Source organism: Burkholderia cepacia (assembly GCF_001718835.1).
In the GTDB taxonomy this organism is placed as follows: Bacteria; Pseudomonadota; Gammaproteobacteria; order Burkholderiales; family Burkholderiaceae; genus Burkholderia; species Burkholderia cepacia_F.
Genome location: NZ_CP013442.1, coordinates 762,765 through 777,221 on the forward strand (window position 1 = coordinate 762,765; position 14,457 = coordinate 777,221).

The 14,457-nt window shown below is 67.0% G+C and carries 11 protein-coding genes; 6 read left to right on the plus strand and 5 right to left on the minus strand.

Annotation, left to right across the window (positions count from 1 at the left end; translation table 11 throughout):
* Positions 1 to 5 precede the first annotated feature (5 nt).
* From WT26_RS02970 to WT26_RS02985, 4 genes are all read right to left on the minus strand, one after another.
* On the minus strand, positions 6 to 1,328 hold the full coding sequence (locus tag WT26_RS02970; protein ID WP_069269668.1) for an MFS transporter: 1,323 nt from the start codon (positions 1,326 to 1,328) through the stop codon (positions 6 to 8).
* Between the two features lie 26 nt (positions 1,329 to 1,354).
* Entirely contained in the window at positions 1,355 to 2,995 is a 1,641-nt protein-coding gene (locus tag WT26_RS02975; protein ID WP_069269669.1) for a urocanate hydratase, read from the minus strand.
* Positions 2,996 to 3,010: 15 nt separating this feature from the next.
* The gene (locus WT26_RS02980; protein ID WP_069269670.1) at positions 3,011 to 4,102 is read right to left on the minus strand and encodes a DUF917 domain-containing protein; all 1,092 of its coding nucleotides are present in this window, start codon (positions 4,100 to 4,102) and stop codon (positions 3,011 to 3,013) included.
* Between the two features lie 179 nt (positions 4,103 to 4,281).
* Positions 4,282 to 5,172, minus strand: coding sequence for a LysR family transcriptional regulator (locus WT26_RS02985; RefSeq protein ID WP_059897954.1), 891 nt, complete (start codon positions 5,170 to 5,172; stop codon positions 4,282 to 4,284).
* Positions 5,173 to 5,271: 99 nt separating this feature from the next.
* Between WT26_RS02985 and WT26_RS02990 the strand changes: the two genes are divergently transcribed.
* From WT26_RS02990 to WT26_RS03010, 5 genes are all read left to right on the plus strand, one after another.
* Positions 5,272 to 6,660, plus strand: coding sequence for a dihydroorotase (locus tag WT26_RS02990; RefSeq protein WP_069269722.1), 1,389 nt, complete (start codon positions 5,272 to 5,274; stop codon positions 6,658 to 6,660).
* Positions 6,657 to 7,937: a Zn-dependent hydrolase gene (locus WT26_RS02995; protein WP_059556087.1), complete on the plus strand. Its 1,281-nt coding sequence runs from the start codon at positions 6,657 to 6,659 to the stop codon at positions 7,935 to 7,937. The genes WT26_RS02990 and WT26_RS02995 overlap by 4 nt, the downstream gene beginning before the upstream one ends.
* A 23-nt stretch (positions 7,938 to 7,960) precedes the next feature.
* The gene (locus tag WT26_RS03000) at positions 7,961 to 9,226 is read left to right on the plus strand and encodes an MFS transporter (RefSeq protein ID WP_059739346.1); all 1,266 of its coding nucleotides are present in this window, start codon (positions 7,961 to 7,963) and stop codon (positions 9,224 to 9,226) included.
* 261 nt (positions 9,227 to 9,487) lie between these two features.
* On the plus strand, positions 9,488 to 9,901 hold the full coding sequence (locus WT26_RS03005; protein WP_069272153.1) for a DoxX family protein: 414 nt from the start codon (positions 9,488 to 9,490) through the stop codon (positions 9,899 to 9,901).
* Between the two features lie 332 nt (positions 9,902 to 10,233).
* Positions 10,234 to 11,493 carry a porin gene (locus WT26_RS03010; RefSeq protein ID WP_081333699.1) on the plus strand — a complete coding sequence of 420 codons (1,260 nt, stop codon included), beginning with the start codon at positions 10,234 to 10,236 and terminating at the stop codon, positions 11,491 to 11,493.
* 54 nt (positions 11,494 to 11,547) lie between these two features.
* On the opposite strand, the gene WT26_RS03015 is transcribed toward WT26_RS03010, so the two are convergent.
* Complete coding sequence (locus tag WT26_RS03015; protein ID WP_069269671.1) at positions 11,548 to 12,735, minus strand: TIGR03118 family protein; 1,188 nt, start codon at positions 12,733 to 12,735, stop codon at positions 11,548 to 11,550.
* Positions 12,736 to 12,970: 235 nt separating this feature from the next.
* Here WT26_RS03015 and WT26_RS03020 point away from each other — a divergent pair, with 235 nt between their 5' ends.
* A complete protein-coding gene (locus WT26_RS03020) occupies positions 12,971 to 13,897 on the plus strand; it encodes an ATP adenylyltransferase family protein (protein WP_069269672.1) in 927 nt (308 codons plus the stop codon).
* The last annotated feature ends 560 nt before the right edge of the window (positions 13,898 to 14,457 follow it).

Here is a 14,457-nt window from a genome sequence, read left to right on the forward strand (position 1 = left end):
CGTATTCAGGGGTGACGAGGTGTGGAAGGCAGTGCGGTGATCGATGCGAGCGCGATCGCGCCGGCGGCCATCACGTACCACGCGGGTGCGAACGGGCTGCCGGTCTGTTGGGTGAGCCACGCGAGAATCGCGGGCGCGAAGCCGCCGAAGAAGGTCGCGGCGAGGTTGTACGCCAGCGACATGCCGGTCGCGCGCACGCTCGTCGGAAACAGCTCGGACAACGCGGCCGGCGCGACGCCCGTGAAGATCGCGACCATCACGCAGAATGCGCTTTGCACCGCGACGAGCGCGGCCAGCGTATGGGTGTGGTTCAACCAGTTCAGCAGCGGGTAGACCGACACGATCATCAGCGCGGCGCCCGCGGCGAGCACGGTGCGCCGCCCGAAGCGGTCCGACCAGCCGCCCGCGCAGACGCAGGTGACCGCCATCAGGCAGTTGCCGACCAGCGACGCGATGAACGCGTCGCGGCCGTCGAAACGCAGCGCGCGCTGCGCGTGGGTCGGCATGTAGATGACGAGCGCGTAGATACAGACTGCCCACAGCACGGAGAAGCCGGTGCCGATCGCGAACTCGCGCGGATAGTCGCGCACGACCTGCAGCAGCGGCGCCTTGCGCGCCGCGTGCTCGCGCTGCGCACGCGCCATCTCCGCGCGGAAATGGGGTGTTTCGTCGAGCGTCTTGCGCAGCCAGAGGCCGACCGGCGCGATCGCGAGCCCGAGGATGAACGGAATCCGCCAGCCCCAATCGCCGATCTGTTCGTGCGACAGCGTTAGCGTTACGGCGGTGGCGACCAGCGCGCCCAGGATGTTCGATGCCGCCATGCTGGCCTGCAGCCAGGACGCATACATGCCCTTGCGATCGGCGGGCGCATGCTCGATCAGGAACGCCGCCGCGCCGCCGACTTCGCCGCCCGCGGAGAACCCCTGCAGCAGGCGTCCGCAGAGGATCAGCAGCGGCGCGCCGACGCCGATCGCGGTGAACGGCGGCGCGAACGCGATGATGCCGGTGCCCGCCGCCATCACGAGGATCGTCAGCGTGAGCGCGGCCTTGCGGCCGGCCCGGTCGCCATACACGCCGATCGCGAGCGCGCCGAGCGGCCGCGCGATGAAGCCGATGCCGAACGCCATGAACGCCTCGACGAGCTGGGTGCCCGCATCGCCGCGATGGAAGAAGTTCTGCGCGATGTAGACGGCAAAGAACGCGTAGACGGAAAAGTCGTACCACTCGAGCGCGTTGCCGATCGACGCCGCGGCGATCGCGCGCCCGGCAGGCGAGGCGGGAGGCGACGCGGCGGCGGCCGTGTCGAGGGGAACCGCGGATTGTTTCACTTCGATCTCCTGTCGTGCGGGGCGGCTCACAGCCGGATGTGCGGAATGTACTTGCGTGCGGCTTCGTCGAGCGCGTCGTCGTACCCGGCGTCCGCATAGCGGATCACGCCCAGCGCCGTGTCGTTGGTCATCGACAGCGTCAGCCGCTCGTTGGCCGACGCGCTGCCGTCGGCGACGACGGTCACCCCGGCGCTCGTCATGTAGCCGCTGTAGCCGCCGCCGCCCGAATGGATCGCGACGAGGTCGGCCATCGACGAGCAGTTCAGCATCGCGTTCAGCAACGGCCAGTCGGCCACCGCATCCGAGCCGTCGCGCAGGTTCTCGGTCATGATGTTCGGATGGGCCATCGCGCCAGCGTCGAGGTGGTCGCGCGTGAACGCGACCGGGCCGGCGAGCACGCGATCGCGCACCATCGCGTTGACCGCGAGCGCGAGCTGCGTGCGCTCGCCGTGACCGAGCCACGCGATCCGCGCGGGCAAGCCCTCGAACGGCACGCATTCGCGCGCGAGGCGGATCCAGTTCGACACGATCCGGTTGTCCGGGAAGCGCTCGAGCAGGTAGTCGTCGATGATGCGGATGTCGTTCGGGTCGTTCGACAGCGCGATCCAGCGGAACGGCCCGATCGCGCGGCAGAACAGCGGGCGCAGGAACGCCTCGGTGAAGACCGGAATCTCGAACGCGCGCGCGACGCCGCCGTCCTTTGCGTGCGTGCGGATCAGGTTGCCGTTGTCGAACACGACCGCCCCCCGGTCCTTGAAACCCAGCATCGCTTCGACGTGACGGACGATCGACGCGCGGCTCGCGTCCATCAGCGTCGCGCGGTCGCTGTCGCGCAGTGAGCGCACCTCGTCGAGCGTGTAGCCGGCCGGCACGTAGCCGTAGACGAGATCGTGCGCGGCGGTCTGGTCGGTGACGATGTCGGGCACGACGCCGCGCGCGAGAATGGCCGGAAACACGTCGGCCGCGTTGCCGAGCAGGCCGACCGAAATCGGTTCGCGGCGCGCCTGGGCGTCCTGGATCAACGCGAGTGATTCGTCGAGATCACGCGCTTGGCGCTCCAGAAAACCGATCTGCAGGCGCTTGTCGATGCGGGACTGGTCGATTTCGACGACGAGCGTCGCCGCGTTGGCCATCCGTCCCGCGAGCGGCTGCGCGCCGCCCATGCCGCCGAGGCCGGCGGTCAGGATGAAGCGGCCGCGCAGGTCGTTGTCGAAATGGCGCTCGGCGATGCGCGAGAAGATCTCGTAGGTGCCCTGGATCACGCCCTGCGAGCCGATGTACTGCCAGTCGCCCGCCGTCAGCCCGCCCCAGCAGATCAGGTTGCGCTGCTCCAGCTCGTAGAAGTGTTCCGCCTTCGCCCACTGGCCGATCAGGTTGCAATTCGCCATCACGACGAGCGGCGCGTGCGCGTGCGTGCGCAGCAGCGCGACCGGCTTGCCGGACTGGACGACGAGCGTCTGGTTTTCGTCCATCGTCTTCAGCGCATGGACGATCGCGTCGTGCGACGGCCAGTCGCGCGCGGCGCGGCCGAGCGCCGCGTAGACGATCAGTTGCTCGGGATTCTCGCCGACGGCGAGCACGTTCTCGAGCAGGCGCAGCAGTGCTTCCTGACGCCAGCCTTTGCAGCGCAGCGTATTACCCGAGGTGACCTCGAATGTCTGTTTCATCGTCGTGCCTCCGGGTCAGCGTGCAAGCGCGTAGTCGGCGATCGAGATGCCGAGCGCCGCTTCGACCGGCGGGTAGACGGCGGGATCGAACACCGACGACGACAGCGGAATGTGGGCCTTCGCGATTCGCAACACGTGGATTTCCATGCCTTCCTTCAACTGGCCCGCGCTGACGGGGCGCCCTTGCGCATCGAGCGTCGTGATCACGTCCGGATAGGTGGCGATGCGTTCGCCATGCGCGTCGTCGACGGCCATGTGCTCGTTCATCACGTGGATGACCACGCGGTTCGGCCCGGCGCCGAGATAGACGAGGCCGACGTCGAACGCCTCGTGCGTGTAGGCGAGCGTATTGCGCTCGACCTTGCCGCTCGCAATGATGTCGCCGTGCGTGGATGCGCAGATCGCGTCGATGACCGCGCTGCCGCCGCGCCGCTCGGCGTCGATGACGGCTTCGCCGAGCGCCAGCGCGCGGCTGATGCCGCCGAGCGCGGCATGCTCGCGAACATAGGCGGCGCGCACCGGATTGCGGCAGCTCGCGATGAACCCGCCCGCCATGTCGGCGGCCTTGCGCAGCACCGGCGAGACCCTGGCGGTCGCGCCGCGCACGACCACTTCCATATACGCGTGCTTGTCGCGATTGCCGCCCGCGGCGGCCTGGATCATCGGCGCGGTGCTCGATGCGAGCCCGAGCGAGCCCATGTCGCCGGTCGGATGCGCGCGAATGTCGCCCACCGCGTCGACGACCTTGGCGCCGAGCAGCGCGGACGGCAGCCAGCCGTTCAGCGTGCTGGACATGCCGTTCTGCCCGATGATGAGCCCCGCAAGCGGTGCGCCGAGTGCGTCCTGCACGAGCTGCGCGGCCTTCACGTAGTCGGCGCCGAGCATCTGCCAGTCGGTGAGGCCGCCCGGCGCGCCGATCGCGGCGGCCGTGGCGACCCAGGCGTCGTCCGGCAGCTCGTCGATCGACACCAGCTCGGGGCGGCCGATCGTGACCGCGAGCGTGCCGAGCTCACGGCCATGATCGGCCCAGCCGCCGCCGCCGCACGCGAAAACCGAGCCGCCCTTCACCGCGGCTTCGACGTCTTTCAAAGACAGGATGCGTCCCATGTGTCGTTTGTCCTGATGAGAAAAAAGGAGGTACGCGCCGGGCGGAAAGCCTTGTGCAGCGGTACTGTTCAAACGATTCTAGGGATGCCGAATATTGAGCGTTATTGCTATTTTATGGAGAGTTCATAACGCGATGTTAAGGCTAGGGTATTCCCGCTCTGGCGTCAAAACAGCCAAATTCACGCGTCGACGGAAAGTGCGCGCAGCGTGTCGATGAACTCGTGCGCGAGACGCGAGAGCGGCGCGAGCACCGGGTGCAGCACGCTGACCGGCGCGCCGATGGTCGGCACGACCGGCTTCACGACCAGCTGCGGCCACACGGGGCCCGCGACGGTCAACTCGTCGATCAGCGCGATGCCGGTGCCGGCCTGCACGAGCGCGCACGCGACGTGCGCCTGCTGTACTTCGATCTTCACCTGCGGAACCAGGCCTTCGTCGCTGAACAGCTTGCGCACCAGCTGGCCGAGCGGGATGTCGCTGCCGTAGCCGATCAGCGGCGTATTCACGAGGTCGCGCACGGCAAGCGACTTGCGACGTGCGAACGGGTGCGACGCCGGCACTGCAGCCACCAGCCGGTTTTCGTAGAGCGGGGAAATTTCGACGTTCGGGTGGGTGTCCTGCAGGAACGCAATCCCGACTTCGACCTGCTGGGTCAGGACAGCCTGGAGCAGCACGTTCGGAATCATCGTATGCAGGATGATGCGCACATCGGGAAAGCGCTCGTAGAACGTCGCGATCGCGCGCGGCAGCAACGATTGGCCGAGACTGGGGCTGCACGCGATGCGCAGGTGGCCCATCCGGTTTTCGATCATGTCTTCGGCGATCTCGTTGACGCGTTGCACGCCTTCGTACACGGCATTGACTTCGACGAACAGACGCTGCGCTTCGGGCGTCGGATAGAGGCGCCCCTTGATGCGCTCGAACAGCGCGAGGCCGAGCCGCTGTTCCGCATATGAAATGAGTCGCGAAACGGCGGGCTGCGACACGTGCAGCAGCTTGGCCGCACCGCTGATCGAGCCGGTCAGCATGATGGCGCGAAACACTTCGATCTGCCGAAGGTTGAGACGCACAGCCTTAACTCCGTGTTATGCGGGGGTGATAAATAGGCATAAGACATTCTGGCAGAACGCTGCCTAAACTGCTCGTGATCAAAAATGCAGGAGGTCGGGATGAGCGATTTCGAGCAGGTGGTGCGCGGCCGGTTGGCCGACGCGCGGCAGGTCGTCGACGACGGCTGGTTCGCGATCCGCGACGGCGTGATCGTCGCGCGCGGCGCGGGCGTGCCGCCGGCGGCGCGCAACGTGATCGACGCGCGCGGGCAATGGGTGCTGCCGGGTGTGGTCGACGGCCAGGTGCACGCGGGCAGCCAGGCGAACCAGGAAGGGCTGGGCCATGCGTCGCGCGCGGCGGCGGCGGGCGGCGTCACGGTGATGGTCGACATGCCGTACGACGATCCGGAGCCGGTCGCGTCCCGCGCGCAGCTCGATCGCAAGATCGCCGAAGTCGAGCGCGACTGCCACGTCGACGTCGCGCTGTTCGGCACGCTCAATGCGCAACACGGGCTCGGCGCCGCGGCCGGCCTGATCGACGGCGGCGTGTGCGCGTTCAAGTTCTCGACGTTCGAGGCGACGCCCGGCCGGTTCCCGCGCGTGGACGAGGACGTGCTGTACGACGCATTTCGCCTGATCGCGCCGTCGGGCCTCGCCTGCGGCGTGCACAACCAGATGCAGGAGCTGACGCGCAAGAACATCGCGCGGATGATCGAGGCGGGCGACACGGGCTGGGATGCGTTCCTGCGCGCGCATCCGCCGTTGATCGAGAACCTGGCGACCGCGCTGATCTACGAGCTCGGCGCCGAGACGGGCGCGCGTGCGCATGCGGTGCACGTGTCGACGTCGCGCGGCTTCGAGCTGTGCAATATGTACCGGCGCGCCGGCCACCGCGCGAGCATCGAGACCTGCGTGCAATACCTGATGCTCGACCACGAAACGCATACGAAACGCTTCGGCGCGAAGACGAAGCACTATCCGCCGATCCGTCCGCGCGCGGAGCGCGAGCTGCTGTGGACGCACGTCGCGCGCGGCGAGTGCACGTTCGTGTCGTCGGACCATGTGAGCTGGGGGCTCGAACGCAAGGGCGATCCCAATGTATTCAGGAATGCGTCGGGCGGGCCCGGGCTCGAAACGCTGCTGCCCGCGTTCTGGACAGGCTGCGAACAGCACGGCGTCGCGCCGACGCGCGTGGCGCAATTGCTGGCGACGAATCCCGCCCGGCACTTCCTGCTCGACGATCGCAAGGGGACGCTCGACGTCGGCGCGGACGCGGATTTCGTGATCCTGACGCCGGAGCGTTACGCGTTCGATCCGTCGCGCAGCCTGTCTGCCGTGCAGTGGAGCGCGTTCGAAGGCATGGAATTCACGGTGCGCATCGCCGCCACCTACAGCCGTGGCGCGCTCGTGTACGACGGCGCGCGCATCGTCAATCACGCGGGCGCGGGCCGTTTCCTGCGGCCGCATCGCGGCGGCCGGCCGGCTGCCAAGCAACAGGAGCACGCATGAATTCGCCGGTTTTCCCACCGCTGAACGCGGATCGTCTCAACGCGCGCGTCGAGCAGCTCGCGCGATTCACGCGGCCCGACGTGCCATGGACGCGTCGCGCGTTTTCGCCGCTGTTCATCGAAGCGCGCGCGTGGCTGGCCGAGCAGTTCGCGCAGGCCGGCCTGTCGGTATCGCTGGATGCGGGCGGCAACCTGATCGGCCGCCGCGAGGGCAGCGGCCGCTGCGCGAAGCCGCTGATCACGGGCTCGCACTGCGACACGGTGGTCGGCGGCGGCCGGTTCGACGGCATCATCGGCGTGCTTGCCGGGATCGAGGTTGCTCATACGCTGAACGAGCAGGGGATCGTGCTCGACCATCCGCTGGAAGTGATCGACTTTCTGTCCGAGGAGCCGAGCGACTACGGCATCTCGTGCGTCGGCAGCCGCGCGTTATCGGGGCGGCTCGACGCGGACATGCTGCGCGCGGCGAACGCCGAAGGCGAAACGCTCGGCGACGCACTGCGGCGCATCGGCGGCGACCCGAGCGCGCTGCGTGTGCCGTTGCGCGCGCCGGACAGCACGGCCGCGTTCGTGGAGCTGCATATCGAGCAGGGCCCCGTGCTGGAAACGCGCGGCCTGCCGATCGGCGTCGTGACCAACATCGTCGGCATTCGGCGCGTTCTGATCACCGTGACGGGGCAGCCCGATCACGCCGGCACGACGCCGATGGACATTCGCCGCGATGCGCTCGTCGGCGCAGCGCATCTTGTCGAGGCCGCGCATGCGCGCGCGTCGGCGCTGTCCGGCAATCCGCATTACGTGGTGGCGACGATCGGGCGGATCGCGATGACGCCGAACGTGCCGAACGCCGTGCCCGGACAGGTGGAGATGATGCTGGAGGTGCGCAGCGACAGCGACGACGTGCTCGACGGTTTTCCCGACGCGTTGCTGTCCGGCGCCGCTGCGCGGCTCGATGCACTTCGGTTGAGTGCGCGCGCCGAACACGTGAGCCGCTCCCGCCCGACGGATTGCCAGCCGCTCGTGATGGATACGGTCGAGCAGGCCGCCGCGCAGCTAGGCTACCCGAGCATGAGGCTGCCGAGCGGCGCCGGGCACGATGCCGTGTACGTCGCGCCGACCGGGCCGATCGGGATGATCTTCGTTCCGTGCCTCGGTGGCCGCAGCCATTGTCCGGAGGAATGGATCGAGCCGCAGCAGCTGCTCGACGGCACGCGCATGCTGTATCAGACGCTCGTCATGCTCGATCGCACGCTGGCCGCTCGTGAGGCCGGCCGCTGATACGCGCTACGGGACGCGGCAATATGTCAAGGAAGCCTGATTTGACAGAGGAAACATCCGTGCCGGCCGCCGGAACCGCAGTCCGGCTCGGCCTCAAGGAAAACTGGCGGCAGTTCGCGCTGCTCGTGCTGATCAATGCGTTCGTCGGGGGCATGGTCGGAATCGAGCGGACGGTCGTGCCGCTGATCGGCTCCGAAACGTTTCACCTCGCATCCACGACGCTCGTTACGTCCTTCATCGTCAGTTTCGGCCTCGTGAAAGCGGTCGCCAACCTGATTTCCGGCCAGCTGGCCGACACCTGGGGCCGCAAGCGCGTGCTCGTCGCCGGTTGGCTGCTGGGGCTGCCGGTGCCGTTCATGATCATCGCCGCGCCCGATTGGGGATGGGTGGTCGCCGCCAATGTGCTGCTCGGCCTCAGCCAGGGCTTCGCGTGGTCGATGACCGTGATCATGAAAGTGGATCTGGTGGGACCGAAGGGGCGTGGCCTCGCGGTCGGGCTCAACGAGTTCGCGGGCTATTTCGCGGTGGGCCTGACCGCGTTTCTGACCGGCTATCTGGCGAGCCGCCACGGCCTGCGGCCGACGCCGATCCTTCTCGGGATCGGCTATGCGGTCGCCGGCCTGACCCTGTCGATGTTCGTCGTCCGCGATACGCGCGGCCACGTTCGACTGGAGGCCGGCAAGCCGCACGAAGAAGCGTCGCCGCTGTCGTTTCGCGACGTGTTTCTGCTCACGTCGCTCAAGGATCGCAACCTGTTTGCCGCGTCGCAGGCCGGACTGGTCAACAACCTCAACGACGGGATGAGCTGGGGCATCTTCCCGCTGTTTTTCATGGGGCTCGGGCTCGGTGTCGAGCGAATCGGCATCCTCAAGGCGGTCTACCCGATCGTGTGGGGCGTCAGCCAGGTCGTCACCGGCCCGTTGAGCGACCGATGGGGGCGCAAGGGGTTGATCGTCGCCGGCATGTGGGTGCAGGCGGCGGGTCTGTGCCTGACCGCGTCGACCGGTCAGTTCCGGTGGTGGCTGGTCGCGAGCGTGCTGCTCGGCCTCGGCACCGCGATGGTCTACCCGAGCCTGATTGCGGCGGTGTCGGACGCGTCGGAACCGGGCTGGCGGGCGCGATCGCTGAGCGTGTACCGGTTCTGGCGCGACCTCGGCTATGCGATCGGCGCGCTGTCGGCGGGCCTCATCGCCGACCGATTCGGATTCGCTGACGCGATCTTCTCGGTGGCGGCCGTCACGTTCATGTCGGGTGCCGTGGTTGCGATCGTCATGCGCGAGCGCCATTGATGGATTCCGATCCGGCTCAAACGCTCAGGCCAGGCACAGCGCGCCGGCGCGCGGCTATTGTCCACCAAAATGCGACAGCGAATCCGATTGCAACAGATTGATGAATCATGACGGGACAGTAAACTGCACCTGTGCTTCGCGAGATCCGCTCCGGTTTGCCGGTCGATCGAGCGAAGAAGCAGTCCGCCGTCTACGTATCCCGCCGCATCGGGACGCGGCCGCCGACGGACGCATCGACCCGTCAATTGAAAGAGGCTTGCCATGCGTTACGTTTCGCTGGAGTCGAAGAAGGACGAGCTGCTGCTCGCCGCCCGCGTGCTGATGATGGTGCTGTTCATCCTGTTCGGATGGCAGAAGCTGACCGGCTTCTCGGGCACCGTCGCCTACATGGCGTCGACCGGGGCGCCTTCGCCCGAGCTGTCGGCGGTGATCGCGGTCGCGGTCGAGCTGGTCGGCGGCCTGCTGATCGCAATCGGCTTCTACACGCGGCCGCTCGCGTTGCTGTTCGCAGCCTATACGGTCGCCACCGCGTTCATCGGGCATCGCTACTGGGCGGCGCACGGGATGGAGCAATACATGGCGATGATCAACTTCTACAAGAACGTGAGCATCATCGGCGGGCTGCTGTTGCTCGCGCTGACCGGGCCGGGCAAGTATTCGCTCGACAGGAAGTAAGGTCTCGCCGCGTCGTCGGCGATGCAATGGGCCCGGTGCGTGAATGCGCACCGGGCTTCGTCGTTTTGGGGGGCGGCGAAACCCGGGATGTTCGAAATGTCTGTACTGGTTCGCACGCGGCGCACAGTGCGATGAAGGTTGTGAACGCAACCGTAAAGGAGGTGAGCGGAGGCGGCACATCGCGCGATTAGTCCGGATTTTGCAGAAGACCTTTTCTGTGCAGCGCGTTAATCGACTGTCGCGCGATCTCCAATAATGGCCGCCGATCCGTCGGTCGATCCACCGCGGTGACACGCCGGCGTTCTCGCCAAAGCAACCTGAAAAAATAATATATGTACTGCGATAGAAACAAGAACACGCGCGACAAGACCCGCGCCAGCGCGCATGGAGCAACCTTCGGCGGCCGGCGGGTGTCCGGCCTCGCCGGGACCGTCGTCGCGGCCTGCCTCGCGGGCTTCGGCGCGGGCGCGGCCCACGCGCAAAGCAGCGTGACGCTGTACGGCCTGATCGACACGTCGATCACCTACTCGACCAACCAGCGCACGCACGGCGCCGGCTCGCCGGGCAGCGGCACCGTCGCGATGACGAGCGGTGCCCTGAACGCGTCGCGCTGGGGGTTGCGCGGCCGCGAGGATCTCGGCGGCGGGATGGCCGCGATCTTCGGGCTCGAGAACGGTTTCTCGGGCACCACCGGCGCGCTGTCGCAGAAAGGCGTCGACATGTTCGGCCGCCAGGCATGGGTCGGCGTGAGCTCGAAGACGGCCGGCGCGCTCACGTTCGGCCGCCAGTACGACCTGATCCTCGATTTCGTCACGCCGCTCGGCGCGTCCGGCCCCGGCTGGGGCGGCAACCTCGCGGTTCATCCGTACGACAACGACGATTCGAACCGCAACCTCCGCATCAACCAAGCGGTGAAGTACACGAGCCCGACGTATCGCGGGCTGACGTTCGGCGCGATGTACGGGTTCTCGAACACGGCCGGCCAGTTCGCCAACAACGCGGCGTGGAGCGCGGGCGTGTCGTATGCGAACGGGCCGCTGAAGCTCGGCGCCGGCTACCTGAAGATCAGCCGCGACCGCAACCTGGCCAACCCGAATGGCGCACTGAGCACGGTCGACGGCTCGGCGACGATCACCGGCGGCAACCAGCAGATCTGGGCCGCGGCCGGCCGTTATGCGTTCGGGCCGCATTCGGTCGGCGCCGCGTGGTCGCACTCGACCACCGACGGCGTGACGGGCGTGCTCCAGGGCGGCGGCATCGCGCCGTTGAAGGGGGAATCGCTGGTGTTCGACAACTTCTCGGTCGACGGGCGCTTCGCCGTCACGCGTGCGTTGAGCCTCTCGGCCGCGTACACGTACACGATGGGCCGTTTCGAATCGCGTGCGGGCGAAACCCGGCCGAAGTGGAATCAGGTGGTTGCGCAGGCCGATTACGCGTTCACGAAGCGCACGGATGCGTATCTCGAGGGGGTCTACCAGAGCGTGAGCGGAGGCCGGGGCAATCCGGCATTCAACGCGACGATATGGACGCTGACGCCGTCGGCGAACAGCAACCAGGTCGTCGTCGCACTGGGGCTGCGGCATCGGTTCTGACGCGTGACTGGACTGGGCCAGCGGACGCCGCCGCTGGCCACGTGCGACTGCTGCTTATTGCTCGTTCTGATCAGACCGGTGCGCCTTGGCGCCATTCATGGGCGCGATGGTGCCGAACAGGCCATTGGTCTCCTTGTTCGGACCCGCGGTGAAGTACAGCGTGTCCGGGCTCGAGTTGCGGCCGCCGCCGAGCGTCAGCGTCCACAGGCCGTCGATCGTCAGCGGATTGCCGGCCGCGTTCTCCAGCTGCTCGACAAAACTGCCGTTGTCGTCGAAGACACCGATTCGCCCGTCGCCGAAGTTGCCGATCAGGATCTTGCCGCTGAAGCGGCCGAATGCAAACGAAGCGCGTGTGATGCCCCACGGTGAGTTGAGCGTGCCTTGGCTGGCGAAGCGGCGCAGCAGGTGGCCGTCCGTATCGAATACGTCGACGAATCCATGACCGTTGCCGGCAACGTCGTCATGCTTCTGATCGTCCTGTTGCGCATAGGTGACGAAAAGGTCGCCATCGATGTTCGCGATGCCGAACGGCGCGTAGCCGGCCGGGATGCGCGGGTCGATGAAGCCGCCGTCCGTTTTCGCGGGCGTGAACATGCCGTTCGCGCCGTTGGGCCCGAATACATCGATCCGTCCCGCGCGGAAGTTCGTCGCAAACAGGAAGGCGCCTTTCGCGTTCACGCCGAAGACGAGACCCTTGTAGACGGCTCCGTTGGCCGCGGATGGCGTGGACGAGTTATCGGCCGCGAGCACGGCGCGGTCCGCGGGATTCAAGCCGCCGGCCCAGGCGGAAAGCGTGCCGTCCTCGGTCGCGAAGATGAATGCGGCCTGAAGCCTGGTGCCGGGCACGAGAAATGCCGACGACGGATTCCACACGATTCCGGTCGGCGCCGCGGGCGCGGGATTCGGCGGATTGATGGACGAGACGGGATGACAGGCGCTGGCCGGCGTCACATTGCCCGGCAGCGGGATGGAAACCTGCAGCGCGACCTTGGTTCCCTGGCCGTCATACAGCGTGGAGCAGCCGGTGGCATTGTCGTTGACCCAGAATGGACTGCCTGCCGGGCTGAAGGCAACGCCCCATGCGTTCTGCAGCACGGGGTCGACCTTCGGGGCCGAGCCGGCCAGATTGGACACGAGTGGCGTGACGACGTAAGCGTCATTGTCAGCGGCATGCGCAATGGTGAAACCGGCGGCGAGGACGATGACGGTCGCCGCCTTGAGACCCCACGAGACCTGGGACATGATGTCCTCCTCAGTCTGACTGGTGAGAAATCGCTCCACGCGTGAGCGCCCGAGGAAGCTAAACGTTCGCGCCATCGCGAATATTCCCGTGGTCCTCGAATATTCACGGCACTGCTGCACGACGGCTTCGACCTTCAGGGGTAGCGCCGAAGCGCGATGACGCGCGAGTACGACGAATGCATGCCGAAGCGGCTAGTATGTGGCGGTGAGCACTGTGAACGTTCGAGGCTTTCCCATGTGCGACTCCGTGCGTCTTCAGCGCGGCATGCTCTGGCCTGCCGTCCTGCGCCAGACCGAACACGCATTGGCCTGTGGCGCGTTGCGTCCGGTCGAGACCACTCGGACGACGATCGAAGACGGCGGCGTACGCTTTCTCGTGCGCCAGGTTTCGAGCCTCGCGCGCAAGGACGAAGAGAGACAGAAGCGGGAAGCCGGGCAGCCCCGGAAACGCGCATCGATCGATCCGTTTCTGCCCTACGATCCGGACCTCTTCGTCGCCGACATCACGGACACCCATCTCGCGTTGCTCAACAAGTTCAACGTGATCGATCATCATCTGCTGGTCGTCACGCGTCGCTTCGAGCCGCAGGAAGCGCTGTTGAACGCGGCGGACTTCACCGCGTTGTTCACCTGCATGGCCGAATTCCAGGGCCTCGGTTTCTACAACGGCGGGGCGGCGGCCGGTGCGAGCCAGCCGCACAAGCATCTGCAGATCGTTCCGCTGCCGTTTGCGCAAGGCGAACCCATGCCGCCGATCGCGCCGCTTCTCGCTTCCGCGCGCGACGACGGTTCCGTCTGCACCATCGCGGGTCTCGCGTTTCCCCACGCGTTCGCAAGGCTGGCGTTGCCGCCCGGCACGCCGCCGAGCGACGGCGCGCAGCGCGCGCTCGGCGTCTATCGCGATCTGCTGCACGCGATGGGGCTGCACGCGATCGACGTCGACGGCGAAGCGCATCAATCCTCGGCCTACAACCTGCTCGTCATGCCGCAAGGCATGCTGCTCGTTCCGAGATCCATGGAGTGCGTCGATGGCATTTCGATCAACGCGCTGGGCTTTGCGGGATCGCTCTTCGTGCGCGACGCCGCGCAGATGCAGGTCATCAGAACGCTCGGCCCGATGGCGGTGCTGCGGCGCGTCGCGGGGGCGTCTGATGTGGCATGACGGATGACACCTGTCATCACAGGTTATCGTGGCGAGTGGAAGCCAGCCGCGATGACCGACGTGCCCGCTCTCGCTCGAACCTCCCGGCAGGTATTGCGAGCGCTCCGATATTCGTCTATAAATTGCTGTCCGGGCTACGAGCCCGGAATTCCATTCCCCTTACCTGTGGAGGATGCTATGTCACCGTTAAACGTAACGCCGCGCTGATCGCCGCCACGGCAACCCGTTCAATCGCTGTCTCCCGCCTCGAGCGCTCGTGCCATTGCGCGCACCCTCGTCACGCTTCTCCCGAACGCATTCCCGGCTTTGATGTAGTCCGTCCGCCCGGATGGCGCGTCCCCACGCCGCCAGACCCCGACGACCTGCGACGAAACCGGCTCCGTCTCGCGCGCCCATCGGGTAGCCGCCGCGACACGTCATCCGTCCGCCTGCATCGCCGTTGAACGCGGCGATTCTCATCAAGCATCCGCATGGCCCGCGGACGGACCGCGCTCGCGCCCATTCCGTCCATGCCGCGCCATCCGGTTTCCACATCAAGACGACGACAGGGAAGCGCCACC